The 25,570-nt window shown below is 66.7% G+C and carries 18 protein-coding genes; 11 read left to right on the top strand and 7 right to left on the bottom strand.

The genetic code is table 11. The features are described from left to right. Positions 1-52 precede the first annotated feature (52 nt). The gene (eccCa, locus tag AB0B25_RS07020; protein WP_357175918.1) at positions 53-4,087 is read left to right on the top strand and encodes a type VII secretion protein EccCa; all 4,035 of its coding nucleotides are present in this window, start codon (positions 53-55) and stop codon (positions 4,085-4,087) included. Further along, positions 4,087-5,520, top strand: a complete 1,434-nt coding sequence (locus tag AB0B25_RS07015) for a type VII secretion-associated protein (protein WP_357175915.1) — start codon at positions 4,087-4,089, stop codon at positions 5,518-5,520. Before eccCa ends, AB0B25_RS07015 begins: the two co-directional genes overlap by 1 nt. A 114-nt stretch (positions 5,521-5,634) precedes the next feature. Here AB0B25_RS07015 and AB0B25_RS07010 read toward each other — a convergent pair whose 3' ends face one another. The 6 genes from AB0B25_RS07010 to AB0B25_RS06985 all read right to left on the bottom strand — a co-directional run bounded on the left by AB0B25_RS07010 (position 5,635) and on the right by AB0B25_RS06985 (position 12,094). Continuing rightward, positions 5,635-5,937, bottom strand: a complete 303-nt coding sequence (locus AB0B25_RS07010) for a WXG100 family type VII secretion target (protein WP_357175912.1) — start codon at positions 5,935-5,937, stop codon at positions 5,635-5,637. A 34-nt stretch (positions 5,938-5,971) separates the two neighbouring features. Beyond that, positions 5,972-6,289, bottom strand: coding sequence for a WXG100 family type VII secretion target (locus AB0B25_RS07005; RefSeq protein WP_357073936.1), 318 nt, complete (start codon positions 6,287-6,289; stop codon positions 5,972-5,974). 429 nt (positions 6,290-6,718) lie between these two features. After that, positions 6,719-8,251 (bottom strand): serine/threonine-protein kinase, encoded by a 1,533-nt coding sequence (locus AB0B25_RS07000; RefSeq protein ID WP_357175910.1) that lies wholly within the window; start codon positions 8,249-8,251, stop codon positions 6,719-6,721. A gap of 106 nt (positions 8,252-8,357) precedes the next feature. Then, positions 8,358-9,587, bottom strand: coding sequence for a hypothetical protein (locus AB0B25_RS06995; RefSeq protein ID WP_357175908.1), 1,230 nt, complete (start codon positions 9,585-9,587; stop codon positions 8,358-8,360). Continuing rightward, positions 9,584-10,684, bottom strand: coding sequence for a hypothetical protein (locus AB0B25_RS06990; RefSeq protein ID WP_357175905.1), 1,101 nt, complete (start codon positions 10,682-10,684; stop codon positions 9,584-9,586). The genes AB0B25_RS06995 and AB0B25_RS06990 overlap by 4 nt, the downstream gene beginning before the upstream one ends. A 207-nt stretch (positions 10,685-10,891) precedes the next feature. Beyond that, complete coding sequence (locus AB0B25_RS06985; RefSeq protein ID WP_357175904.1) at positions 10,892-12,094, bottom strand: hypothetical protein; 1,203 nt, start codon at positions 12,092-12,094, stop codon at positions 10,892-10,894. A 145-nt stretch (positions 12,095-12,239) separates the two neighbouring features. Here AB0B25_RS06985 and AB0B25_RS06980 point away from each other — a divergent pair, with 145 nt between their 5' ends. Continuing rightward, positions 12,240-13,616: an FHA domain-containing protein gene (locus AB0B25_RS06980; protein ID WP_357175901.1), complete on the top strand. Its 1,377-nt coding sequence runs from the start codon at positions 12,240-12,242 to the stop codon at positions 13,614-13,616. A 45-nt stretch (positions 13,617-13,661) separates the two neighbouring features. On the opposite strand, the gene AB0B25_RS06975 is transcribed toward AB0B25_RS06980, so the two are convergent. After that, positions 13,662-15,101 (bottom strand): metallopeptidase, encoded by a 1,440-nt coding sequence (locus AB0B25_RS06975; protein WP_357175899.1) that lies wholly within the window; start codon positions 15,099-15,101, stop codon positions 13,662-13,664. 108 nt (positions 15,102-15,209) lie between these two features. Between AB0B25_RS06975 and AB0B25_RS06970 the strand changes: the two genes are divergently transcribed. The 8 genes from AB0B25_RS06970 to AB0B25_RS06935 all read left to right on the top strand — a co-directional run bounded on the left by AB0B25_RS06970 (position 15,210) and on the right by AB0B25_RS06935 (position 25,562). After that, on the top strand, positions 15,210-17,708 hold the full coding sequence (locus tag AB0B25_RS06970) for an FHA domain-containing protein (RefSeq protein ID WP_357175897.1): 2,499 nt from the start codon (positions 15,210-15,212) through the stop codon (positions 17,706-17,708). After that, positions 17,705-17,830, top strand: a complete 126-nt coding sequence (locus AB0B25_RS06965; protein ID WP_357175895.1) for a hypothetical protein — start codon at positions 17,705-17,707, stop codon at positions 17,828-17,830. The genes AB0B25_RS06970 and AB0B25_RS06965 overlap by 4 nt, the downstream gene beginning before the upstream one ends. Then, positions 17,821-19,602: a hypothetical protein gene (locus AB0B25_RS06960; protein ID WP_357175892.1), complete on the top strand. Its 1,782-nt coding sequence runs from the start codon at positions 17,821-17,823 to the stop codon at positions 19,600-19,602. Before AB0B25_RS06965 ends, AB0B25_RS06960 begins: the two co-directional genes overlap by 10 nt. Positions 19,603-19,778: 176 nt before the next feature. Continuing rightward, a complete protein-coding gene (rplM, locus tag AB0B25_RS06955) occupies positions 19,779-20,222 on the top strand; it encodes a 50S ribosomal protein L13 (protein ID WP_357175889.1) in 444 nt (147 codons plus the stop codon). Then, on the top strand, positions 20,219-20,728 hold the full coding sequence (rpsI, locus tag AB0B25_RS06950) for a 30S ribosomal protein S9 (protein ID WP_357175887.1): 510 nt from the start codon (positions 20,219-20,221) through the stop codon (positions 20,726-20,728). The genes rplM and rpsI overlap by 4 nt, the downstream gene beginning before the upstream one ends. 204 nt (positions 20,729-20,932) lie before the next feature. Beyond that, positions 20,933-22,309 carry a phosphoglucosamine mutase gene (gene glmM, locus AB0B25_RS06945; RefSeq protein WP_357175885.1) on the top strand — a complete coding sequence of 459 codons (1,377 nt, stop codon included), beginning with the start codon at positions 20,933-20,935 and terminating at the stop codon, positions 22,307-22,309. 1,181 nt (positions 22,310-23,490) lie between these two features. Next, positions 23,491-24,744, top strand: coding sequence for an MFS transporter (locus tag AB0B25_RS06940; protein WP_357175882.1), 1,254 nt, complete (start codon positions 23,491-23,493; stop codon positions 24,742-24,744). Continuing rightward, complete coding sequence (locus tag AB0B25_RS06935) at positions 24,741-25,562, top strand: methyltransferase domain-containing protein (protein WP_357175880.1); 822 nt, start codon at positions 24,741-24,743, stop codon at positions 25,560-25,562. Before AB0B25_RS06940 ends, AB0B25_RS06935 begins: the two co-directional genes overlap by 4 nt. The last annotated feature ends 8 nt before the right edge of the window (positions 25,563-25,570 follow it).

Raw genomic sequence — 25,570 nt, 5'->3', positions numbered from 1 at the left:
ACGCCTCTACACTGAGGCCGAATCACGGCTTGCCAAAAGGGGGATCTCGTCGATGAGCACTGTTCGCTTTCAGCGCCGTGCGCGCCGCGAGATGCCCAGGTCGCCCGGCGGCGAGGTCACGCTGCAACCGCCACCCGAAATCCCCCGGGTGACACCGGGAAATCTGCTGCTCAAACTGATGCCGGTCGTGATGGTGATCGGCATGGTCGGCATGATGGCGCTGCTGTTCACGCAGGGCGGCGGCATCGCGTCGAACCCGATGAGCATGATGTTCCCGATCATGATGTTGTTCTCCATGGTCGGCATGTTCGCCGGCCAGGGCGGGGGCAAAGGGCAGAAGGCCGCGGAGGCCAACGAGGATCGCAAAGACTATCTGCGCTATCTGGACCAGGTCCGTAAGGACGTCGACGAGACCGCGCGTCAGCAGCGCGCCTCGGTCGGTTGGAGCCATCCCGAGCCGACCTTGATCTGGATGCTCGCGGGCACCAGCCGGATGTGGGAGCGGCGCGCGGGCGATAAGGATTTCTGCCACGCCCGCATCGGTATCGGCGGACAGCGGCTGGCGACCAGATTGGTCGCGCCGGAGACCGGTCCGGTCGAGGAACTCGAACCGATCGCCGCGGTCTCGCTGCGCCGTTTCGTGCGTGCCCACTCGACCGTGCCCGATCTGCCGACCGCGATCGCGGTCAAGGGCTTCGCCACCATCGCGCTGGATGGTAACCGGGAAGAGGCACGCGACATGACGCGTGCGATGTTGCTGCAGCTGTGCATGTTCCAGGGTCCGGACCAGGTTCTCGTCGCCGTCGTCTGCGGACCGGACACCGCGCCGGAGTGGGACTGGACCAAATGGCTTCCGCACACTCAGCATCCCGACGCGCAGGACGGTATCGGCACCGAGCGCATGGTCTATGGTTCCATCCGGGAAGCCATGACGGGCCTGCAGCCATTGCTCGGCAACCGGGTTCGATACTCGCGAAATCAGCCCGCCAACGCGAACATGGTGCACGTCGTCATCGTGGTCGACGGCGGCCTGCTCGAGGCCGAAGACGACCAGCTGCGCGAATCGGGGTACGAGGGCGTCACGGTCATCGATCTCTGCGGCTACGCGCCGCGCCTGGCGGTTTCCCGCGGAATCAAGATGATCGTGGAGAACGGCGAGTGCCTCGGACGCGGCGCGACCGGCAACCAGGAACGTTTCGCGCTCATCGACCGGATCAGTCCACAGCAGGCTCAGCAGGTGGCACGCCGGCTCGCGCCGTACCGCGCGGCCACCCAGCGCAGCAGCGACGTGCACATCGAGGAATCCGAGGCGATCTCGACCTGGAGCCAGCTGATGGGCCTCGGCGATATCGGCGCGTTCAACCCGGAGCACGCGTGGCGCCCGCGCTACGATCGGGAGCGGTTGCGCGTCCCGTTCGGTGTCGGCGCCGACGGCCTTCCGGTCGAATTGGACATCAAGGAGGCCGCCGAGAACGGCACGGGCCCGCACGGATTGTGCATCGGCGCCACCGGTTCCGGTAAGTCGGAGTTCCTGCGCACCCTCGTGCTCAGTCTGCTCGCCACCCACTCGCCGGAACAGCTGAACCTGGTGCTCGTCGACTTCAAGGGTGGCGCGACATTCCTCGGCCTCGACAGCGTGCCGCACGTCGCCGCCGTCATCACCAACCTGGAGGAAGAAGCCGACCTCGTCGACCGTATGAAGGACGCGCTGGAAGGTGAGATGAACCGCCGCCAGGGCGTGCTGCGGGCGGCGGGCAACTTCGCCAACGTGTCCGACTACGAGAAGGCCCGTGCCGCGGGCGCCGACCTCGATCCGTTGCCGGCTCTGTTCGTCGTGCTCGACGAGTTCTCCGAACTGCTGACCCAGCACCCGCATTTCGCGGATCTGTTCGTCATGATCGGTCGCCTCGGCCGCTCGCTGCATGTGCATCTGTTGCTCGCCTCGCAGCGGCTGGAGGAGGGCAAGCTCAAGGGCCTGGAGACCCATCTTTCCTACCGAATCGGTCTGAAGACGTTCTCCGCCAACGAATCTCGTCAGGTGCTCGGCGTTCCCGACGCTTACAACCTCCCGAGCAGTCCCGGCGGCGGCTATCTCAAGACGAACTCGGGTGAGATCCAGCGTTTCCAGGCGTCTTACGTGTCCGGCCCGTACGTCGGCGGCGGCTCGCAGCGCGACATCACCGTCGCCACCCAGGCGGGTGAGATCGATATCAAGGCGCGGCCGTTCACCGCGACGCACATCGACTACCGTCCGACGGACCGTGTTTCCCTGCCGCCGGAGCCGAGCACAGACCTCGCACCGCAGGACGCGGACGGCGAGCAACTGTCCAACGTGGCAATGTTGGTCTCCCGGATCCGTGGTCATGGGCGTCCGGCGCACGAGATCTGGCTGCCACCGCTGGATGAGGCTCCCACGCTCGATCAACTCGTCCCGCGGTCGGTCCTCACCGGTGACCACTCCTCAGCGGCTACCCTGCGCGCCCCGATCGGCATCGTGGACCGTCCCTTCGACCAGCGTCGTGACCCGATGGTCATCGATCTGTCCGGTTCCCACGGCAACGTCGCCGTCGTCGGCGGTCCGCAGTCCGGCAAGTCGACCGCGCTGCGCACCCTGATCATGGCGATGTCGTTGACGCACACCGCCGAACAGGTGCAGTTCTATTGTCTCGATTTCGGTGGTGGCACGCTGGCGAGCCTGTTGGGGCTGCCGCACGTCGGATCGGTCGCGAGCCGGTTGGACGAGGACCAGGTCCGGCGCACCATTGCCGAGATGACCACCATCGTCCGGCAGCGCGAGGCGCGCTTCCGGCAACTCGGCATCGAGTCGATGGCGGAATTCCGCAGGCTGCGCGGGATGGATCCGGCCAGCAACCCGGCGGCGGCCGGCGCGCACGAGGATGCGTTCGGCGATGTGTTCCTGGTGATCGACGGCTTCGGCTCGATCCGCCAGGACTTCGAGATGCTCGAGCAGGTCATCATGAACCTCGCGGTGCAGGGGCTGTCCTACGGTGTGCACGTGGTCATCACGCTGGCCCGGTGGGCCGAGGCCCGCCCGGCGCTCAAGGATCAGATCGGCACCAGAATCGAACTGCGCCTGGGTGATCCGATGGATTCCGACCTCGGCCGCAAGTTCGCCTCGTTGGTCCCGCAGGGTCGACCCGGCCGCGGTATGACGCCGGAGTGCCTGCACATGCTGACCGGTCTGCCGCGCATCGACGGTAGCGCGAACCCGGACAACCTGGGCCAGGCGGTGGGCGACGCGGTCGCGACCATCGCCAGGCTGACGCCGGGCCGTCCGGCGCCCCAGGTCCGCATGCTGCCCGAGCAGCTCCCTCGCGACCAGCTGCTGAACCTGGCGGGGGAATGGCCGTCGCAGCTCGACCCGACCACCAAATGCCTGCGCATCCCGTTCGGTATCACCGAGTCCGAACTGGCGCCGGTCTACATCGATTTCGCCGACAGCCCGCACTTCATCATTATCGGCGACACCAAATCGGGGAAGACGACGCTGTTGCGCTCACTGATCGAGGGCATCGCGGCCGCGAATACGCCGGATCAGGCCCGGTTCATCGTCGGTGACTACCGGCGCAGCCTGCTCGGCTTGGTCCCCGAGGGTTACCTCGCGGGTTACGGCTCGACGGCGCCGCAGTTCACCCAGAACATGAGCGATCTGTCCGCCTACGTCAGCAAGCGCACTCCGGGGCCGGACGTCACGCCGCAGCAGCTGCGCGATCGGTCCTGGTGGAGCGGTCCGGAGCTGTACGTCATCATCGACGACTACGACCTGGTCGCGACCTCCTCGGGAAATCCGGTGCAGGCGCTGCTGGAAGACCTGCCGCATGCCCGCGACCTCGGCTTCCATGTGATCATCGCCCGGCGCTCCGGCGGTGCGAGCAGGGCGATGTTCGAGGCCACACTGGCCAGGATGCGGGATCTCGGTTCCGCCGGTCTGACCTTGAGCTGCAGCAAAGACGAAGGTGTGCTGATGGGCACCAGGCGCCCGAGTCCGATGCCCGCGGGCCGCGGCACCTTCGTCACACGCAATACGGAGGGGCTGATCCAGACGGCGTGGATGCCGTTGTCCTGATGTCCGAGATCGAGCTGGTCATCACCGAGACGCGGATCTGGGCGCGTGGCGCGACCACCCACTGGGATGTGCCGCCGTCGATCATGCTGGGAAGCAATGGATTCGACCTGGTCGTCGGTCCGTCGCTGACGCCGCCGACCCAGGTCGGCTCGGCGGTCCAGTTCATTCCGGCCGATGCCATCGCGCTGCCGCCCCGCACCCCGTCGGTGGTGGACGCGATGGGCGCCGTCTTCGCGAACGTGCTGGAAAATCTCGGTGTTGCAGCGCCGTGCGGGCGAATCACCCTGATCTGTCCGACGGAATGGGGCTCCACCCGCCGGACGGTGCTCGATCAGGCAGCGCGGCGCTTCGCGTCGGATGTCGGGTACGAGGACATCGCGGTGCGTGCGGTTACCGCGGACGGCGGAGCCGACCACAGTCCCCGCACCCTGGTAGTGGAGTGCAACTCGCTGAGTACCACTGCTGCCACGGTGGTGCGAAGCCACCGCGGTGTGCACGTCGAATCCTGCGAGCACGAGCCGGCTCTGGCGCTTGCCGAGATCACGCCGGAGTCCCGCGCGATGGCGCAGTTGTGTGCGCTGCTCGATCGACTGCTCGATGGTGAGCCGGTCGGTCTCGCCCAGGTGACCGGTACGTCCGATCCGGCGAAACTCGATCTGCTGCGCGCGGCCCTCGAACAGACCTGCGGCGACGCCGTCGAAATGCGTTCCGTCGCCGGTCCCGATCTCCTCCGCGGTCATCCCGCCGAGGCGCGTCGCCAGCGCGAGGCGTCGTCCACCTTGCCGAACACCGAATGGATGCAGCGATGGCGCGACCGTGCGGCGGCACAGCGGGAGGGGCACCGCATTAGCGTTCCCGTGCTGGTGATGGTGGCCGCCGTGGTCGTGGTCGCTCTCGTGGTCGTTGGCGCCACAGCGATGCTGAACCGCGGGGACGACACCGCGTCCGCCGCTCCACCCACCACCATGGACTCGACGGGGCGCGACCTCCCGCCGGAGAAGGCCCCGGGCTCGGAGACGGTCGGCCGCATTCGTTTTGCCGTTCCGCCCGGCTGGCGTCTTGGCACGGTGCCCGAGAATCCAGGCGGCCGTGTCGACCTGGTTCCGGGAGATGGGACGCGGCAGCGCATCACCGTGATGCAGACCCCGATCGCGGCGGATGCGGGCAACGTACAGGTCGCCGCGCAGCTCGAGCTACAGATCGCGCAACGGCCGCCGGGCGTGCTGACCGACCTGCGACGCGACGTCGTGTTCGGTGGACGCTCCGGTCTCGCGTATTCGGAACGACCCGGCGATGGGTCGACCGTTCGCTGGCATGTTGTGCTGGAGCATGGCATTCAGGTGAGTATCGGTTGTCAGTCCGTTGGTGAGAGCTGGAGCCACCTCGAGACGGTATGTGAGAGATTCGGCGATTCGGTACGCGTAGTTGCGTGAATTGTCGTACGGCGGCGCCGGTGCCGAGGACCGGCTCGCGGCGTCAGCCCATGACACAGTTCGAGCCCCCGACGCAACGGCGTGCCGGGGGCTCGAATCGGCCGAGACGGGATCTCAGAAGAGGCCCGCCAAGGCGGTGTCGGTGCCCTGCAGGTCGGAGTTGCCGGTGCTGACCAGCTTGCCGGCGCTTTCGAGCGTGGTGTTCAACTGCGTGACCTGGGTGTTCCACTGTGACTGCAGCGAGGCGAACGCATCGTTCGCATCGCCCTTCCAGTAGTTCGTCACGAAGTCGGTGACCTGCTTGTGGAAGTCTTCGAGCATGGCCATGACGCTGCGTGCCTCGGCCACGATGGCCTGGGCGCCCGCGTCGACTTCGCCGAAGTTCGAGGCAATCCGGCCTGGATCGTTCGCTACCATGGGGAGCTCCTTGTTGTCGGTGGTGCGGCTGAGATCAGGGCAGGTCCAGGCTGGAGGCCTGCGCGGCGACCTGCTGGGCAAACTGCTGGTCCTGATCCGAGAACTTCCGTCCAGCGTGGGCGAGCTTGTCCGAGGTCTGATCCAGCTGGTCGTTCAACTTTCGCGCCTGGGCGAAGTAGTTGTCCATGAACGTGTCGAACGCCTGACGCGCCGCACCGCTCCACGTCGCGGTGGTCTGATCCGACTTGCTGTTCAGCGTGGTGATCGCAGCCTGCAGGTCCTGATGACGCTGTCTGCAGTTGTTCACAAACTTCGTGATGGCCTCGTCGCTCGCCTCGAGCTGTCCTGCCATTTCGGCTCCTTTCGGTTCCCGTCTCGGCCAACGGCAGAAGTCTCAGTTGGCCTGTACATCTGGTTGGACGCGGTGCGGGTCTGATCGGTTCCATCCGATTCGAGAAGGTCGGCATCTCCCCACGGATCAGACCCCCGCGTCCTCGCCCGGCTTGTCCATGGCTTCGGCGGCCAACCCGGGGCCTGCACGGAATATCACGGTGCGGTCGGGTCTGCATGACTAGCAATGCCAGCGCTCGGTTCCCCTCCTTCCCCCTGCTCGCTGGTGTAATGATCGGCGAGTGGGCTGGCTGCGGTACACCTTACCGAACCGCTATGTCCGCCGCTACCAGCAGATTGCCACGCTGAGACACCGAAAACCGTTGTGCGATGGGCCGAGAGCCCATCGAGCGCTCGTCGGAGGCGCCCGGTGTCACCGGGGCGCGGCCGGTTACTTCACTCGGTTGCGCAGCACGGGCACCAGTCGGTCGAGCAGCGTCTGTTCGGAGTACTGGTTCCAATTCCGGATCGCGGCGACCGCGGCGGGATCGTCCAGGGGAATCACCGTGGCGCGGGTGCCCGCGACCTGATACGGCAGACCGAGCAGACCACCGCCGCCGGCGTTTTCGTCACTGCGGACGGCGAGCACATAGCTGTCCGGCGTTACCTGCAGCGAGTCGGTGCCCGCCATTTCCCGAGGGGATGCCTGGTCCCCCTGCCGGGCGTAGGTGAAGTTGTAGACGAAGCCGAGGTCTTCCAGGAACGTGGTTTGTGTGGTCCCGCCGAGGAAGATCGAAACGCGTCTGCCGCGCGGAACATCCACCATCGTGATGGTCTTGCCGCGGAACACCGGGTTGTTCGCGCGTGCCTGTTCCAGCGGCGGTAAGGAATTCGGTGCGGTGGCACTGCTCGTCGTGACGGCGGTAGCCGGCGACTCGTCGCGGTTCAGCGCCCAGATGCCGATGCCGGCGGCGAGGGCGACAACCAGGATGCCGACGCCTGCCGCGAGGACACCGCGCTTGCGGTCGACTCGTGCGAGCGACCCCGAGTGGGCGACCTGAGGTTTGGTGGTAAGTCGTGGATCGATGACGTGGATCGGTGCGGTCGACGAGGCATAGGTGCGGGCCGGGTTGTCCCCGGCGGTGAGGGCGTTCGCCGCCGCGTCGGTGAATTCGCGGCAGGTGCCGAAGCGTTCGGCGGGATTCTTCGCCATGGCGCGCGCGAAGACGTGATCGATAGCGCGGGGTAGGCCGGGATCGACCTCCGTCGCCATGGGCGGCGGCTCGTGCAGATGCCCCATCATCACCAGGGCGGGTTGCGTGCCGGGGTACGGGTTTCGGCCGGTGAGAAGTTTGAAGAACGAGCACGCCAGGCTGTAGATGTCGGCGCGGTGGTCCAGCGGGCTGCCGGTGAGCTGCTCGGGTGGGGCGTAGGCGATGGTGGCGACAAAGCTACCGGTCTGGGTGAGTTCAGTAGTGTCGTCGGTGGATTTGGCCACGCCGAAATCGGTGAGCAGGACGCGTTCTTCGTCGTCGTCGGCGGCGGAGGAGGAGAGTAAAAAGTTGGCCGGTTTGACATCCCGGTGCAGCAGTCCCTTGCGATGCGCGTAATCGAGGCCCTTGCCGACCTCGGACGTGATCCGCAGTGCGCGAGCCGGATTCATCGCCTGGGGGTCACGGGCCAGTTCGGCGGCGGCGTCGGTGCCGTCGACGTACTGCATGGCGATCCACAGTCGGCCCTGCTCCTCGCCACGGTTGTACACCGACACGAGGTTCGGATGGTCCAGGCCGGCAGCGAGATTGGCTTCGCGCTCGAAACGGGTCCGGAACTCGTGGTCGTGGCTCAGTTCGCCGCCGAGCACCTTGAGCGCGTCCGTCCGGGGCAGGCTGGGATGCTCGGCCAGATACACCGTGCCCATGCCGCCCGCGCCGAGCACCCGCACGACGCGGTATCCGCCGACGATGGTCCCCGGGCTCATCGCCATATTTCCACGATCTCCTGACTCGACGCCCGACGCCGCTTTCGGCCCGCGGCGGCATTCTTCACGCAGCAGCATACTGGACTGTTCGAGCGGCGGCGGAAGGGTGGCATTACCGGCTGTTCGCGAAAATGGAATACTGTGCGGCCGCTCGCTGCTGTGCGTCGAGCAACTGATCTCCGGAGACGAACCCGACATATTGTTGATAGGGCACGATGCAGGTGAATCGTTTGGAATCGAAATATCTGGCTTTATTCTCCACGCAGGTCGCATCGGGCAGCCCGGGCGGTGGGTCGGCGGCGCCGGACGCGGGGGTCGGGGTAATGCGCTGCTCGGCGACCGATCGTGCTGTGTCCGGACCTGGCGTGCGGATCACCAGCGTGCCGTCGGAGACCGCGAATTTTTCGGCGCTCATGGCGGTGAAACGCTTCTTCGCGTACTCGCGGTCCGGCGCGTATTGCAGAATTCCGCGAAGACTGAATATCGCGTGCCGGTTGTCGTAGCTCGGGGTTTTGGTCTTATTCGGATTCAGGGCTCGGCTGAGTAGGTGGTCGGGGTCCCACGGCAGTCGCAGCATCTCTTCCTCGGACAGCGGCGCCAGCTGATCGAGGAGCGGAAGTTGGGTGTCATAGGCCTTCTCCGCCAACGCGACCAGTCCGTCGCGATCGGGACCGACAGTAGAGACGAGAAAGGCGGCCACGTAGGAGCCGTGCGGGAGGACAACTCGCAGAAATGGGGATCCGGGGCGCCAATGCGCACGTGCGTCCGGGTATTTCGGCAGTGTGACGGGCTCGTTCCGGTCCCGGTATGCCCCGAAGTCGGTGTCGTGGAACTCGGTCGCGGCCTGCCGTGCGCGGTTCGCATCCGGGAATTGCATGATGAGCGTGCTCACCGTGGTCGAGTTGGATTGCTGTTTGGTCGGCCAGTCCGAGTCGGCCACGAGGATGTTCTGATCGGAGCCGTTGGACTCGAAACCGTACATCATCCGGTTGCGTTCGGCGATCGGCTTCATATCCGGGATACGTCCGAGTTGTTCGGGCAGAATTCCGGTCGTAATAGTGGATGACGACCGGCCGTATTTCATTGCCGGATCGATGTCGTAGGCGGCGGCAACATAATCGGCCAACCGCATTGCGGCAACCTTGGGCATGTCGATGAAGAGCGGCTGATAGTCGTCGTCGTGCGCATCGGGCGGCTCGGTGGGGTAATTGCCGGTATCGAGATTTCTGATGTCGATCTCACCGGGCTGCGCGGTCCCGGACTTCGTGGAGCCGCACGCGGCGAGAAGTACGGTCGACAGCACGCATGCCAGTGCGGTCGCGGCAGTGCGGAATGTTTTCATCCGGCATTCACCAGCACGGCGTACTGCGCGGAGATTCGTTGCTGGGCGTCGAGCAGTTGATGTGACCAGGAGAATGCCGCATAGCGATCGTAGGATACCGAGCAGTAGAAGCGGATGACGATCGACTGAGTACCGATATATTCCTTGCATTTGGCCGTGGGCAGGCCTTTCGGCGATTCGGCGCTCCGGAATTTCTTGCTCAGGCCGCCGCGCTCCTCACGCAGTTTCCTGGCCGCGGCCCGATCGCGTGCGCGATACAGAGTGGTGCCGTCGGTCGCGTACCGGTCGACACCCGCTTCCTCGAGCGCCCGCTGGTCAGCGACCGGATCCGACGCGAAATGCACAGCGGTGTGACCGGTGTAGGCGCCGGGCGGATCGATCCAGGAGTCCTCGCGTGGTCGGGGAAGGGTGCGGTCGAGCATGCCGTCCATATCGATCGGCAACGTCATCAGTTGGTCCGCCGGTGTCGGGCTGAACCCGTCGATGGAGCCAACGACGGTGTCGAGGCTCTTGGTTACCAGAGCGAGGAGCTCGGAAAGGTCCACCTGCTGCAGGAAGACTTTCAGGTAGTCGTAGATCCAGGTGAAGACGACGAATTTCCCGGTGGCGAACCAAGATCCGATCGACTGCTCGTGTGGCTGCCAATGTGCGTGCGCCGCAGGGTAGTTCGGGATCCCAACCGAGACGTTGCGCGGGTTGGCCTCGAAGTCGACGTGTTCCAGGGCGGCTGCGGCGGCAGCCGCTTTCTGCTCGTCCGGGAAGATCAGGACCGCGTTGACCAGGTCCTTGCCACGGTTGTTCGGCTCCGTGCTGCCGCTGCTGAGGAATCCCGCGACGAAATCCGGTGCGGCCTCGGCGAAGCGGGAATCATCCGTGAACCGCCCGAGTGCGGCCCGCGTGTCGATGAAGACCTTCGAGGTCCGGGGATCGCCGTGCGCGAACGCCGGATCGATATCCGATGCCGTGGGGACGAAGTTCCCCAACCGTTCCGCCTCGATCATCCGCGCCTGTTCGGGATTCTTCACGGTGCCGAGTGCACGCGGTTTCGTCGAGTAATTGCCTGGGTCGAGCAGACCGATGTCGACGGCGGGATCCATGGGCGCGTCGCGCCCGCTCTCGGTGCTGTCGCACCCGCAGGCGCCGATTGCCACAACGGCCGAAAGGACCAGGGCACAGACGGTTCGGACCGGTATTGCGGCGCGCTGCACGTCCCTCCCCTTACTGCGATCGTTGCGGCGAATCCTACTGGACCCGGCCAGGCGTGACGAGGGCACGAGGTCGGTGGATTCCCCCGGCAGCCGCGGTCAGAAACTGTTGGCCAACAGTGCGTACTCCGCGGCGATCTTCTGCCGCACGTCTGGTTCCTCATCACTGGTGACGACACCGACATACCGTTTGTAGGCGACATAGCAGCGGTACCGGTATTCCCGTTGCGAGTTGCCCTTGCCGTTGAGCTGGAGGCATTTGGCGCCGGGGACGTCCCTGGGCGCACCGAGCGCGTCGTAGTGCGCGTCCTCGCTGTCCAGCAAGCCGGTGACCAGTTTCTGGGCGGCGGCCGCGTCGCGAGTGCGAGCGACATAGCTGCCGTCGACGATGGCGGTGTGGTCGACACCCGCGTCCTCGATCAGGCGCAGATGCACGGACTCGTCATCGGCGCGGTGAACCGTGTGGCCGGCGCCGTAGACGGCGAAGGTCGCCGGGGCCGGCGTGCGGCTCTTACGGTCGGCGACGACGCGGGCGAGCAGACCGTCCGGGTCGACCTTCAGGGCGCTGAGCTGGTCCGTCGGTGTCGGGGTGAACCTGCCCAGCTGCGCGACCTGCGCGACGAGGGTCTTGTCGATCCAGCTGACCAGGTCGCTGCTGTCGGACCTGGGCCGTTGGATGAACAGGGAGATGACGAACTCCTTGTAGGCCATGAAGGCGCCGACCGTGGGAACCCCTGGGCGCCAATGAAGGTACGCATCGGGATAGCGGGTCGAGGAGAGTGGGCGGTTGTCCGGTGACACGGCGATGTCCACGTCCTCGAGTTCGCGGGCGGCGAGCTTCGCGGTGGCCTCGTCCGGGAAACGGAACACCACGTCGGTGATCGCGGTCGCGTCGGGCGACGGGTTGGTCTTGCCCACGGGGTCGGGACGATCGGCGCCACTCGCGGCGTAACCGACCACCAACTTGCGGTTCTCGAACACCGGTTTGGAGATCTTGGCGACGAAATCGAGCGCCTGCTGGGCATCGGCCACCACGGTGCTGCCGCGACCGACCTTCATGGATGGATCGATGCGGACGGTCGGGGCCACCGCGTCGGACATCCGCATGCCTTCGAGGAGCGCGCCGCGGCCGCCGGAGTCCTGGTTGTAGTGGTGTCGGTCCACCTGGTAAGCGCCGACTTCCAGCGTCCGCACATCGATTTCGCCCGCGGTCGGCGTCCCCGGCGCGCCCGCGCAACCGGCCAGCAGTCCCGTCCAGAGCAGACACGACACGGTGAGTGCGATGCGTTTGGTCCGAACCATGTCAGGCCCCTCGTTCCTCCCGATACCGACACTGAAGTTACCGGACGGACGTTGGGTACGGGGACCGATGGAGTTTGTAGTGCAATACCCTGGTGTGTGTGGCGACGACCCCGCACTATGCCCTCGGTGGAGGCCGATACCGTTGATGGATCGGCAGGTTGAGGTTGTCGAGGGTGGTCATGCGGTGGCCGGGCTCTCGGGTGCGGTCATCGTCGTCGCGCATCGCGGACCGGGTCGGCCGACCCAGGATTCCCCCGCCCTCGTCGCACTCGAGTCACTGGCCGAACTGGTACGCGACGCAATCGTTCAGCAGCCGGAGGGGCCGGGCGCCCTGGTGGCCAGGCAGGCGACGCGATGGCTGATGAAACATGCCGTGCAGATCAGCCCTGGCGAGCCGATCGATTTCGGCATCCTCTGCACCGCGGAGAGTGGGGGCGTGGCGATCTTCTTGCACGGCGCGGTCACCGCGGTGCTGGCCGACGACACCGAGGTCGAGCGGTATCGCGGCAGCGCGGCGGCGTTCACGGTCGATCGGGTCGCGGATGTTCCCGCGCGAGCGGCGGCCCTGTTCGTCGACGACGCGCAGGGGCGCATTCCGAACCTGCCGCCGGAGCGCGGCATCGGCTGGCTGGCGGAGGGCATCGCACAGGCCGGCGGCGCCATCGTCTGGTTCGACGCCGCGCGCCCGCGACCCCCGGCGACCAGCCGAGCGTCCGGACCTGCGGTGATGCCTCGCCGCGCCGAGATGTCGCCGCTGCCGACCGCGCGCATCGAGCGCGAGCCGTCCGCGGAGGCAGACACCCAACATCTGCTCGACTCCCGGCGAACACCCGAATCCCGTGGAGCATCCGCACCACCGCCGGAGGCCGAGCCACCGCCGCACCTGTCGGCGCCGTCGACCGCGATGCTCGATGCCGAGGCCGAGCAGCAGGCGATTGATCCGCGCCACGCGCCGACCCAGTTACGCGGCACCAACCCGGCGCCGCAGCCCGACCCGGATCTACAACGCCGCCTGGAGGCGACCGCGAGGGCCACCGCGCTCACCGTCCGAGTGCTGGGATTCAAGTGCGCGCGAGCGCATCCCAGTGATCCGCGCGCCGCGTTCTGCACCGTGTGCGGAATGCCCGTCGACCAGACGCAGCCGCTGATCGAGGTGGTCCGTCCACCGCTCGGTGTGCTGATCCTCGACGACGGAACGAGCTACCTGCTGGCCGCGGACGCGGTGCTCGGCCGTGATCCGGAGCATTCCGTGGCCGCTGAGAGCGGACTCGTTCCGCTGCGAGTCGACGACGCCTCTGGTGGTATGTCCCGCGCGCACGCCGAGATCCGGCTCGTGAACTGGGACGTGTCCGTGGTGGATCGCGGCTCTACCAATGGCACCCGCACCCGGCTGCCCGGCTACCGCGACTGGATACGCCTGGCCCCGAACCAGTCCATGGCGCTGATCCCCGGCGCCGAGATCATGCTCGGCAATCGTGTGCTGCGCTTCGAACACCCGGCCCCGCCACCGTTCGGCCGCTGAAACACGCAGGAGTCGGTGCGGATCCGTCGATGGGCGGCCGAAATCCTATGAGTAACGGGCCATACAGGTATTCTGTCCGCCGAGCACGCCGGCGCGGAACGCGTCGACCCGGGCGAAACCGCTCGGCACGGTCTTGCCCTCGACGTCGCTGGCGGCAAGTCCGTCGGTGAGCAAGCCGGAGACCGCCTCGTCCAGGTCGCCCGCGGCGAGTTTGATGTCGCCTTCGGTCACCGGCCGTCCGGTCTGCGCGAGTTTCCCGGTGACCACTCCGGACAGGCACGCGGCGCGCAATCCGGCCTTCGGGCCGACGAGTTGCTGCTTGTGACTGCGTTGGACCGCGAGCGTGTACCGGGAGATGAACACCACATAGCCGTTGTAGTCGCCGGTCACCTTCACCGGCAGCGGGTCATCCGGGTCGGCGTTCGCCGTGCCGCGCTGGGCCAGTTCGGGAATGTCGGTGGCGATGACATTCTTTACCGCGCAATACGACACGGGTTCGGTCGTCACACCGTTGCGGCACTCGATGTTCGCCCCGTTGTAGTCGTAGGTGGGTTTCTCGGGGATGGGCAGAATCGCGGCCAGCGCCTTGCTGAGTTCGACCAGATTGTCCTCGGTGATCTGATACTCGCCCGACTCTCCGTCGAAGCTGGTCGGCAGATTGCCGCGGCGTTGGTTGATCTCGTCGATGTCGATGCCCTTGCACGCGCGCGGTCCGTCGGTGAAGCCGACCTGGACTGCGGTGACCCGTTCGAAGGCCGAGCCGTGCACGCTGTCCGGGTCGTCGGGGTCGGAGTCGCGGATGGCGACGGTGGCGGCCAATACCGAGTTGAGCCCGTCGGAGGTGTTGATCGTGAAATGCCGTGCCTTGCCCTCGGCGACGTGCCGCATGAACGCGCCGGCGAAGCAGTCGGCCTGCTGTTCCTTCACGATGACCGGGTCCTTGGCTCCGACGATCTTGGCCATGGTCTGTACCGCGTGCCCGTACTCGTGCGCGAGCACCATGACCACGGCCATCTTGCCGAAGGTCTCCGCCATGGTGGGAAGCAGGACGGAGCGATCCCAGCCGATCGAGTTGTCCAGTCGGCAGAAGGCCGCGTTCACCAGGTGATAGGTGCTCTCCTTACAGAATTCGACAGCGTCGCTGCGCGGGGACTTCGCGCTCCATGACAGCAACTTGTCGACCGGCTTGAACTCCCCCTGGAATTCCTTGCCGAATTCGCCGCGCCAGTAGGTCTGGATATCGTCGACGGCGTTGAGCGCCAGCGTGTCCACCGCGCTACCGTCGCCGTTCGTCGCGGTGAGGGTGCTGTCGGCGACGTCGTCGCGTGGTCCGCTCGGCCCGCTGGTGGTGGGCAGCCCGGCAACCTTGAACGGGTCGTCGTAGATGGAGACGGCCCTGCCGTCCTCGAACCGTGTGCAGCCTCCGACCAGTACCAGAACGCTCAGCAGCGTCGTAACAAGCGCGGTTGGTGTGAATGTCGGCAAGGCTCCCCCTTGTCGGCCGGTATCGCAAGCACATCGTTCACCGGATCGGGGGTGAACGGCGCGTCGGGGGCACCGCCGATGTCCGGATGATGGAATAGTATCCGCTGCATGTCTTCACCGGGGGCGCAGACCATCACCGTGCGCCATGATGGGAACGAACGAGTTTTCGATTCGAGCCAGAAGGTCACCATGGGCCGGGCGCCGGAGGTGACGCTGTTCGTCGACAGTCCGCTCGTCTCCCGGGTCCATGCGACGCTCACCTGGCAAGGCATCGCGTGGGTGTTGACCGACAATGAGAGCACCAACGGCGTCTTCGTCGATGCGCGCAAACTGACGCAACCGGTGTCGATCGATCGCCCGACGCAGGTACGTCTCGGTGACGCGATCAGTGGCCCGCTGCTGCATCTGCTACCCGCGAATCCGCAACCCCCGCAACGGCCCGCGGCGCGGCCGCCGCACGCCGCACCCCAGGGTTCGCCGCACGCCGCACCCCAGGCTCCGCCGGGTCAACAGCGGCCGGCGCACCAGTTTCCGCGCCAGTACCCGCCGTCCCAGGCGGCGCCCGCGCAACCGCTGAACATCAACCTGACGACCAGAGCCGACACGTCGAATGTGCCGCCGGTCCGGGCCAGGGCGTCCACCGCGCCCGCCGCCCGCGCCGACCGTATTCCCCCGAGCGGTCTCGCGATCGGCCGCACCACCGACAATCAGATCGTCGTCAACGATCCGCTGGCTTCCCGCAAGCACGCCCGCCTGGTCGCCGCCGCGGAGGGGCTCGCGATCGAGGACCTCGGATCGGCGAACGGCACCTTCGTCAACGGGCACCGGCAACAGCGAGCGGTGCTGCGCGAGCGCGACATCATCACCATCGGCAATGTCGACTTCGTCGTCCAGCAGGGCACGCTGGTGCATCGGCAGAAACCGGTCGCCGAGCAGGGCTTGGCGGTGCATGGCGTCGGGTTCACCGTCGAAGGCAACAAGCAATTGCTCGTCGACGTGAACATGTCGGCGAGCCGGGGGACGTTGACCGCGCTGATCGGGCCGTCCGGCGCTGGTAAGTCGACGCTGTCGCGCCTGATCGCGGGCACCACCCAGCCCTCGGGCGGCGTGGTCACCTTCGAGGGCCGCAACCTGCACGCCGAATACGAGGCGCTGCGCTCCCGGATCGGCATGGTGCCGCAAGACGACGTGCTGCACCGTCAGCTCACCGTGCGCCAAGCGCTCGGCTACGCGGCCGAGTTGCGGCTGCCCCGCGACAACAGCAAAGACGACCGCCACAAGGTGATCGACGGTGTGCTGAAGGAACTCTCGCTCACCGAGCACGCCGACACCAGGGTCGACCGGCTCTCCGGCGGCCAGCGCAAACGCGCCTCGGTGGCGCTGGAACTGCTGACCGGTCCTTCGCTGCTCATTCTGGACGAGCCGACCTCTGGTCTGGACCCGGCGCTGGACCGACAGGTCATGGTGATGCTGCGCGAGCTGGCCGACGCGGGCCGCGTGGTGATCGTGGTCACTCATTCGGTGGCGCACCTGGACATGTGCGATCAGGTGCTGCTGCTCGCGCCGGGCGGGAAGACCGCCTACTGCGGCAACCCGGCCGGGGTCGGCGCCGCGCTCGGCACCAGCGATTGGGCGCAGATCTTCGCCGACGTCGCGGCCAACCCGGACCAGGCATTCGCCGCTTACCGCTCCCGGCAGGCATTCGAGCCGCCGCCTGCGCCGCCACTACAGCCGTACGGGTCGGGGGGCAGTCCGCCGCAGTCCAGTGCGGGCAAGCAATTCTCGACGTTGGCCCGCAGACAGGTCCGGTTGATTCACGCCGACCGTGGTTATCTCGCGTTTCTGGTGCTGCTGCCGTTCATCCTCGGTGGGCTCTCGCTGGTGGTGCCCGGCAAGAACGGCTTCCAGCGGGGTGCGTTGAAGGCGCTGCCCGACGGTACCTTCGTGCCCAACGGCGGTGGCGAAACTCAGCAGTTGCTGGTGGTACTGATCCTCGGCGCCTGCTTCATGGGCTCCACGTTGACGGTGCGCGACCTGGTCGGCGAACGGACGATCTTCTATCGGGAACGCGCGGTGGGTCTGCTGCCCTCGGCGTATCTGATGGCGAAGATCGCGGTATTCAGCGGTACCGCGCTGCTGCAATCGGCGGTGCTGGTGGGGATCGTGCTCGCGGGCAAGAAGCCCCCCGGGAAAGGGACGGTGCTCGCCTCCGGCAGCGCGGAGCTGTACATCGACATCGCATTGACGGCGGTGTGCTGTGTGGTCGTCGGCCTGCTGCTCTCCGCGCTGGCCAAGTCGAACGAGCAGGTGATGCCGTTGCTGGTGGTCGCCATCATGTGCCAGCTGGTGATGGCCGGCGGCCTGATCCCGGTCACCGGCCGAGTGGTGCTCGAACAGGTGTCCTGGCTGTTCCCGGCCCGCTGGGGTTATGCGTCCGGTGCGTCGACGGTGAATATCCGCGAGGTCTTCCTCAGCGCACAGCCGGACACACTCTGGCAGCACAAGCCGGGAATCTGGACACTGGACGTCGTGGTGTTGTTGGTGATCACCCTGATGCTGGCGATGGTGACGTGGAGCCGGTTGCGATTGAAGAAGTCGGCGGCGTGAGGCTTCCGGAACGGTCAACGGTCGCCCCCGCGCACGCCGCGGTGCGGGAAAACGCCGACGACCGGGCGCTGACCACGATGGCGAGCATGTCGGTCGCGAACCGGGCAGACTTATGGCTGTGACGGTGCGAGTAGGGGCAGTACATCTCGGCTGGGATGTGGTGTCCGTGGCGGCGGGGGGCGGGGGTACCCCCATTCGCCCGGTGCAGGTAGAAGGTGTGTGGACACCGCCCGCGTATTTGCTGGCTGATTCGTCGGGCCGGTTGCACACGGCGGGTGTGGAGCGGAACCGGCCGGATCTGGGGATGGCGATCGCCGACGTGCGCGACATTCTCGGGCATCCGCAGATCGTGGTGGCCGGCGCGACATGGCCCGCCGAGTTGGTGTTCCGCGCGCGGATGTACAACCCGCTCGCGGCGATCGGTAAGCATCTGCGGGCCAAGCCCGACCTGGTGGCGCTGCCGTTCCCGGACGGCTGGCCGGACGAGAAGGTCGAGATCTACGCCGCGCTGGTGGAACAGCTCGATGTCATGGTCGAGCCGCTGCCGGAAAGCGTCGCGCTGTCGGGTTATGTCCGCGCGCTCGGGCTGGTGCGCCGACCGGATCAGGCCAGGCCGCACGGTATTGGTGCGACGGCCGTGTATTCCGACGGCCGGACCGTGCTGGTGGTCGCGGTGCACGGCGACGACGAGCAGCCGACCGAGTCGGTCGACGTCCCGGTCGACGCGGACGCCATGCGCGACGCCCGATCCGCCGACAACGTGGTGATCGAGGTGATGGCCGCGGCTCGCTCGATCGGCGCGGACACCTCGACGGTACTGCTCTCGGGCAATGTGTGCTTCAACGACGCACTGCGTTTGGCCTTCCAGAATCATCTCGGACACCGGCTGCAGGTAGCCGACCACCCGATGCACGCGCTCACGCTCGGCGCTGCGCACCTGCTGGTGACCGACAACGAGTCGGGTGAGCCGGAGTCGTCGGGCCGGCATGCCGAACCGTCGCCCGGTCCGCGCGTTCCGGTGGACGCAGACCGGGCGCAGGCCGGATACGACGCGGGGCAGCGTCCGCCCGAGGCCGGCGCACCGCGGCCGGAGACACGGCAGCAGCAGCAGCCACCGGATATCGGTCAGCCGCCGCCGCCAGGGCCGGTCCCTGGTATCCAGTACGGCCCGGGATATCCCCCCCAGAGCGAGGACGCGACCCCCCGGGGCGTCCGCGACGAGGCGCCACGCGGACTTCCACCCAACCTGGCCGAACTGGGCAGCCGCTTCACTCGCCCGCCGAGCCATCATCCGGACGATGCGCAGTCCGCCGCGCCCGGGCGTCCATACGGGGACCTCGCGGTCCCGCCTGCGGGACCGCTTCCCGGTGGTCCGGTGCCGCCGCTCGGCCCACGGCCCACGTACCAGGTCCCACCCGAGCAGCCATCAGCGTACTACGCGGCGCGGGAACAGCGCCACGGACAGTGGCCCGCGCCAGGAGCGGAGTCCGACGACGAGGAGGACGGGCAACGTAAAGGCAAGCTCTGGAACAAGATGAAGGGCAACTTGTTCGGGGCGAACACCGTGATCGGCGCGATGGCATTGGCTGTGATCGCGCTCCCGTCCGGCGGCGATCGATTCGAACTCGTCGTCGAGGCGGTGGGACCGGGGAGTTCGCTCACCGTGGCCGACCGAGCGGTGCGGGACGGCGCGGAACCGGGTACTTGTGCGTTGACCTCGTACGCCATCGACGAGCCGAAGCCGGGAATCGCCATTGCCGGGGACGATCGATCGGGCACGCGGGGTGACCGGAGCGGCGGCGTGGAGTGCGGACGGCCCGGCATCGACACGCTGCGCTACCGGGTGCCGGGGCCGCCCGGCGCCATCGACCACGGGCCGCCGTTCGAGATCTGAGGCGATTTCTTCCGCCCGGTCCCCGCTGGTAAGGTGGCTCGTTGGCGTGTGGAACGCCCGGTTGATTCCTGGTGGATCGGTCCGGTCGTCCATCGAGTCCTGGGTCTCCACCGGCCGCCGGGAACTCCTCGACCACATGCTCGGCTGGCAACACCGACTACAGACAGGGAAGCACTGTGCCTACGTACAGCCCCAAGGCGGGTGACGTGACCCGTCAGTGGTACGTCATCGACGCCACTGACGTAGTGCTCGGCCGTCTCGCCGTCCAGGCAGCGAATCTGCTGCGTGGCAAGACGAAGCCGACCTACGCCCCGCACGTCGACGGTGGCGATTTCGTCATCATCATCAACGCCGACAAGGTTGCCATCAGTGGCAACAAGCGGCAGGACAAGCTGATCCACCACCACTCCGGGCACCCGGGCGGCCTCAAGTCGCGCACGGTCGGTCAGGTGTTGGAGTCGCGCCCCGATCGGCTGGTCGAGAAGGCGATCAAGGGCATGATCCCGAAGAACAAGCTGGGCAACGCGATCGCGGGCAAGCTGAAGGTCTACGCGGGCCCGACGCATCCGCACGCCGCTCAGCAGCCCATTCCGTTCGAGATCAAGCAGGTGGCACAGTGACCGCTCCCGAGGAATTCAACGAGGACTACGTCGAGGAATTCGACGCTGCCGAGGTCGTCGAGGACGGCGCGGGCTACGCGGAGGCCGAGGTCTCGGCGTCCTTCGCTCCGATCGTGATCGACCGTCCGGTGCAGACCGTCGGCCGCCGCAAGGAGGCCGTCGTCCGCGTGCGGCTGCTCCCCGGCTCGGGCAACTTCGTGCTCAACGGCCGCTCCATCGAGGACTACTTCCCGAACAAGGTGCACCAGCAGCTCGTCAAGTCGCCGCTGGTGACCGTCGAGCGCACCGAGTCCTTCGACGTGCACGCCCGCCTGGTCGGCGGCGGCCCGTCCGGCCAGGCAGGCGCCCTGCGTCTGGCCATCGCTCGCGCGCTGATCGAGGTCACTCCGGAGGACCGCCCCGCGCTCAAGCGCGCCGGCTTCCTGACCCGTGACCCGCGTGCCACCGAGCGGAAGAAGTACGGTCTGAAGAAGGCGCGCAAGGCGCCGCAGTACTCGAAGCGCTGATTGTGGCGGCATCGACTTTCCGTATCCGGCGCCTCGACGGTGTGGGATACGGTGGAGTCGATGCGGCAGCTGTCCGAGAGCAGGCTCCCCGCGAACGGCTGGGTGCCTGCTCTCGAGCTGTATGACCTTGCGGCGTTCTCGTACCCAGGCTGCCTCCTTCGGGCCCGTCGCTCACGCTGCAGATCCACCGATGAGGGGCGAGGTATGGGACGGTTGTTCGGCACCGACGGAGTCCGCGGGCTTGCCAATGAGTCGCTGAGTCCGGAGCTCGCACTGCGCGTTTCGGGCGCGGCCGCGCAGATCCTGAGCCGCGGCAAGAAGCGTGCGCTCGCGGTGGTCGGCCGTGATCCGCGGGCCAGCGGCGAGATGCTGGAGGCCGCTGTGACGGCGGGCCTGACCGCCGCGGGAGTGGACGTGCTTTCGCTGGGAGTGCTGCCGACGCCTGCCGTCGCCTATCTCACCGGTCTCTACGACGCGTGTCTCGGCGTGATGATCTCCGCCTCGCACAACCCCATGCCGGACAACGGCATCAAAATCTTCGCCGCCGGTGGGCACAAACTCGATGACGCGATCGAGGACCGGATCGAGGCATTGGTCGCCGCGGACACGCCGTTGCGGCCGACCGGCGCTGGCATCGGGCGGGTGCGCAACGCCGCCGGTGCGCGCGACCACGGGCTGGTCATCCCGGACCAATACAGCCTCGCGGGCACACACGAACGCTATGTCGAGCACTTGGTCGAGTCGGTCGGCCGGGATCTGTCGGGTCTGACGGTGGTGGTCGACTGTGCGCACGGAGCTGCCGCGGAGGTCGGCCCCGCCGCGTACCGCGAGGCGGGGGCGACGGTGATCGCCATCAACGCCGAGCCGGACGGGCTGAACATCAACGACGGCTGCGGCTCGACCCATCTCGACCAGGTCCGCGCGGCCGTGCGCGAGCACGGCGCCGATCTCGGCCTGGCGCACGACGGCGATGCCGACCGCTGTCTGGCTGTCGACGCCGAAGGGGCCGTCGTCGACGGCGACGCGATTCTGGCGATTCTGGCGCTGGCCATGCACGAAGAAGGCGAACTGGCGGACAACACCCTGGTCGCCACCGTGATGAGCAACCTCGGCCTGCACATCGCCATGCGTGCGGCCGGCATCACCGTGCGCACCACCGCGGTCGGTGACCGCTACGTGCTCGAGGAGTTGCGCAGCGGCGGGTACACACTGGGCGGCGAGCAGTCGGGGCATGTGGTGTTCCCCCGCTTCGGCACCACCGGCGACGGAATCCTGACCGGCCTACGCCTGATGGCCCGGATGGCGCAGACCGGACGGACCCTGGCTGATCTGGCCGGTGTGCTGCAGACCGTGCCGCAGGTACTGGTGAACGTGCCGGTCAGCGACAAGTCCCTGGTCGCGACCGCGCCCGTGGTACGGGACGCGGTCCTGGCCGCGGAACGGATTCTCGGCGACTCCGGTCGAGTCCTGTTGCGGCCGAGTGGCACCGAGGAACTGGTACGGGTGATGGTGGAGGCCACCGACCCGGCGCAGGCGCGACAACTGGCGGACGATCTCGCCAAGCGGGTCGCATCGGTGTGACCGGGTTTGACGTGCCGCGCGTGCGGCGCTGCGGGTTCGTGACTGCTTTCGGGCTCGCGTTCGAGCGGCCGCCGGTGGGCGACAGCTTGTTTTCTTGACGCATTGCTTTCTTTGAAGCTCGACGTCGTTTGAGATTCAAAAGGCTTAGACGCAGTCTCGAAGTGATTGCATGACAGGAATTCTCGTCCTCTGATTCGTTCTAGACACGATGTCTATGCGGTACTGATGGCGATTCGGTCGAAGAATTTCGGCCTCGAAAGTAATTGCTGAAAAACGCTTCCCATCGTGTTATCGGACCGCGCTCGCCAGGCGGGTGGTGTGGGTGTCGGTGCGAACACCGCTGTGCTAGCGCTGATTCGGCTGTCAGCACGAATCATGTTGCTGCTGCGGTCGATTGGCGATTTTGTGCCCTGTCCTTGGCGCACTTGGGCATACTGGCACGGAGCAGGTCGAGTGATCTCGATGCTGATGATGCAGACAGTCCTGAGTGGGAAGGTTGCCAATCCCTTTCTCGTCGAGGTGGATACATGCTTGGCGATCAGGTTGCAGCATCGGAAAGGAGGTGCGTTATGACCCGCAAGGACATCATTTGGGATTGATCCCACACCAGTTGACAGAGGGCCGGCTCGCAGTTTTCGGCGTGCCGGCCCTGCTCATGAAGCGCGTTGCGGAGAATGGATGCTTCGTTCGTAGCGGATGACGACAGCCGGCGGGCTATCGGGATCTGTTTGCTTGCTTGCCCATTCGCGGCAGCCGGTTCCGCTCAGCTCGCGCGCAGCATGGTCGGTTACTGCTCCTTTCTTCTGTGTCGCTCTGAACGGCGTCTTGTTCCTGACCGGGGCTCGGTGCCGATGGCTCAGACGGTCATGAGTGGGAAGGTTGCGAATCCTTCTCTTGCCGAGTGAGTTACATACTTGGCGTTGAGGTTTCCGTACCTTCAGGTCGCCGCTTCGGAAAGGAGGTGTGTTATGACCCGCAAGGACCTCACTTGGGACTGATCCCAGTCGAGTCGGCAGAGGGCCGGCACGCGGCCGCACCTTCAGGTTGCCGCTTCGGAAAGGAGGTGTGTCATGACCCGCAAGGACCTCACTTGGGACTGATCTCGATTGAGTTGACAGCGGGTCGGCACGCAGCTTTCCCGCGTAGCCGGCCCTGCTCATGAAGCGCGTTGCGGAGAATGGATGAGTCGTTCGTCGGCGGAGGAGGAACGGCCGGCAGGCTATCGGGATCTGGTGGTCCTGGTGGAGTATCGTGCGGTTCTCACGGCAAGCGCGCTGTCCTGGGCCGGGGATTACCTGTGCAAGGCCGCGGTGGCGCTGCTCGTCTTGGAACGCACCGGTTCTGTGCTGGCCTCGGCGTCTGCCTTCGCCGTGGGATATCTGCCATGGCTCACCGCGGGGCCCGTATTCGCGGCAGTGGCCGAGCGGTATCCCACGCGCTCGGTGATGATCTCCTGTGATCTGGCCAGAGCGGTGCTCATCGGGCTGATCGCGATCCCCGGCGTGCCGGTATCGGTCCTGCTGGTGCTGCTGTTCACCAGTGGGCTGCTTGCTCCGCCGTTCGAGGCGGCCCGTTCCGCTCTGCTCCCGCATCTGCTGACCGGCGATCGATATCCCGTCGGCATGGCCTTCAACAACACCGTCTTCCACCTGGCCCAGGTCCTCGGGTACGCCGCCGGTGGAGTGATCGCCGGATACAGCTCGCACACCGCGCTGTTGTTGAACGCCGGCACCTTCGTCGCTTCGGCGTTCCTGCTGCACCGTTATGTCGAACTCCGACCAGCGGCACTCGCGGTCACCCGCCGCAGCGGCCTGTGGCAGGAGACTCGGCAAGGGTACGTCGTCGTCTTCGGCGATCCGGTGATGCGGGCCATCGCGTTCATCGTTTTCGCAACGGTCACCTTCGTGGTGGTTCCGGAGGGCCTGGCGGCGGCCTGGGCGTCCGAGATCGACGGCGGAGGCGCGACCCAGGGGCTCATCATGGTCGCGAACCCGGTCGGCTTCGCCCTCGGCGGCCTGATACCGACCCGGTTGGCGCGGTGGCGGACCCGGCTGATCCGTCCGCTGGCGGTCTCGGCTCCCCTCACCCTGGTCCCCGCGCTGCTCGACCCGCCACTCGCCGGCATACTGACTCTGGTCACCGCCTCCGGAGTGGTCATGTCGCTGCTGCTGCCCGCCGCTCAGACCCTGTTCAGGACTGTGCTTCCGGACGAATATCGGGCCCGGGCATTCGGCGTCATGAACAGCGGCATCCAGATCGCCCAGGGCGCCGCGATCCTGGCCACCGGCGCGGCGAGCGAACGCTTCCCCACCGCGACGGTCATCGGGACATGGTGCGCCACCGGGGTTCTCGTGATGCTTCTCGTCTCCTCCCGATCGCTCACCCGCCCCGAACCATCGGCTCTTGCACCCGACTCGACAGAGAGAACACCATGAACGATGCTTCCACCGTCACAGACGACCAGCCAGGCGACCAGGCTCAGGAGGGACAGACGGCGCCGTTCGGTCCGCGGATCGGCGATGCCATCGGAGACATGCTGCTCGACGCCTACCAGGCGGCGCTGGAACCAAGCGATACCCAGGTCTTCCATATCGCCGAACGCAGCGATGGGATGGTGAAGCCGGTACCTGTCGCACCATGGCTCGCGCCGATCGACCAGTGGCTGGACGCCGAACGGCACGCACTGGACTTGCTCCAGGGCAGAATTCTGGACGTCGGCGCAGGCGGTGGACGGGGCGCACGCGCCTTGCTCGATCGGGGTCACGACGTCACCGCACTCGACATCTCACCGGGCGCGCTCGAAGTGTGCCGGCGGCAAGGGGTGCGTTCGCGCATTCTCGGCACGGTCGACGAACATGCCGCGAATGCGGAGCAATACGACAGCTTCCTGCTCCTGGGCGCGAACCTTGGTTTGCTGGAGAGTCGCGAGCGGGCTCCAGAGTTCCTGCGGGCACTGGCCGCGCTGGCCGCGCCTGGCGCCGTCATCGTCGGCCAAGGCCACAACATGACCGACTCCACCGATCCTGCGCATCTGCGCTACAACGAACACAATCTCCGGGCGGGCCGCATAGCCGGACAGCGCACCATGCGGGTCCGATACCGCGAGGTCGCAACGCCCTGGTTCCACTACCTCTGCCTGTCGCCCGCCGAACTCGCCGAACTCGCCATCGGAACCGGATGGGATCTGACCGACATCACCTACTTCGAGAACTCGACGGCCCACTACCTCGCGACCCTCCGCCGAAGTAGATGATCCGGCGC

Origin of the sequence: Nocardia sp. NPDC049190 (assembly GCF_040648115.1) — a bacterium.
GTDB lineage: Bacteria > Actinomycetota > Actinomycetes > Mycobacteriales > Mycobacteriaceae > Nocardia.
The sequence above is the reverse complement of the archived record's forward strand: the minus strand, read 5'-3'. Positions and strand labels throughout refer to the sequence as shown.

What these genes read in the sequence shown, in the direction of transcription:
- AB0B25_RS06985 (WP_357175904.1), bottom strand. Translation starts at nt 12,094, where the DNA reads ATGGTTCGGACCAAACGCATCGCACTCACCGTGTCGTGTCTGCTCTGG.
- AB0B25_RS06970 (WP_357175897.1), top strand. Translation starts at nt 15,210, where the DNA reads ATGTCTTCACCGGGGGCGCAGACCATCACCGTGCGCCATGATGGGAAC.
- AB0B25_RS06940 (WP_357175882.1), top strand. Translation starts at nt 23,491, where the DNA reads ATGAGTCGTTCGTCGGCGGAGGAGGAACGGCCGGCAGGCTATCGGGAT.
- glmM (WP_357175885.1), top strand. Translation starts at nt 20,933, where the DNA reads ATGGGACGGTTGTTCGGCACCGACGGAGTCCGCGGGCTTGCCAATGAG.
- AB0B25_RS06990 (WP_357175905.1), bottom strand. Translation starts at nt 10,684, where the DNA reads ATGGATCCCGCCGTCGACATCGGTCTGCTCGACCCAGGCAATTACTCG.
- eccCa (WP_357175918.1), top strand. Translation starts at nt 53, where the DNA reads ATGAGCACTGTTCGCTTTCAGCGCCGTGCGCGCCGCGAGATGCCCAGG.
- AB0B25_RS06980 (WP_357175901.1), top strand. Translation starts at nt 12,240, where the DNA reads ATGGATCGGCAGGTTGAGGTTGTCGAGGGTGGTCATGCGGTGGCCGGG.
- AB0B25_RS06995 (WP_357175908.1), bottom strand. Translation starts at nt 9,587, where the DNA reads ATGAAAACATTCCGCACTGCCGCGACCGCACTGGCATGCGTGCTGTCG.
- AB0B25_RS06960 (WP_357175892.1), top strand. Translation starts at nt 17,821, where the DNA reads ATGGCTGTGACGGTGCGAGTAGGGGCAGTACATCTCGGCTGGGATGTG.
- AB0B25_RS07015 (WP_357175915.1), top strand. Translation starts at nt 4,087, where the DNA reads ATGTCCGAGATCGAGCTGGTCATCACCGAGACGCGGATCTGGGCGCGT.
- AB0B25_RS07010 (WP_357175912.1), bottom strand. Translation starts at nt 5,937, where the DNA reads ATGGTAGCGAACGATCCAGGCCGGATTGCCTCGAACTTCGGCGAAGTC.
- AB0B25_RS07000 (WP_357175910.1), bottom strand. Translation starts at nt 8,251, where the DNA reads ATGGCGATGAGCCCGGGGACCATCGTCGGCGGATACCGCGTCGTGCGG.
- AB0B25_RS06935 (WP_357175880.1), top strand. Translation starts at nt 24,741, where the DNA reads ATGAACGATGCTTCCACCGTCACAGACGACCAGCCAGGCGACCAGGCT.
- AB0B25_RS07005 (WP_357073936.1), bottom strand. Translation starts at nt 6,289, where the DNA reads ATGGCAGGACAGCTCGAGGCGAGCGACGAGGCCATCACGAAGTTTGTG.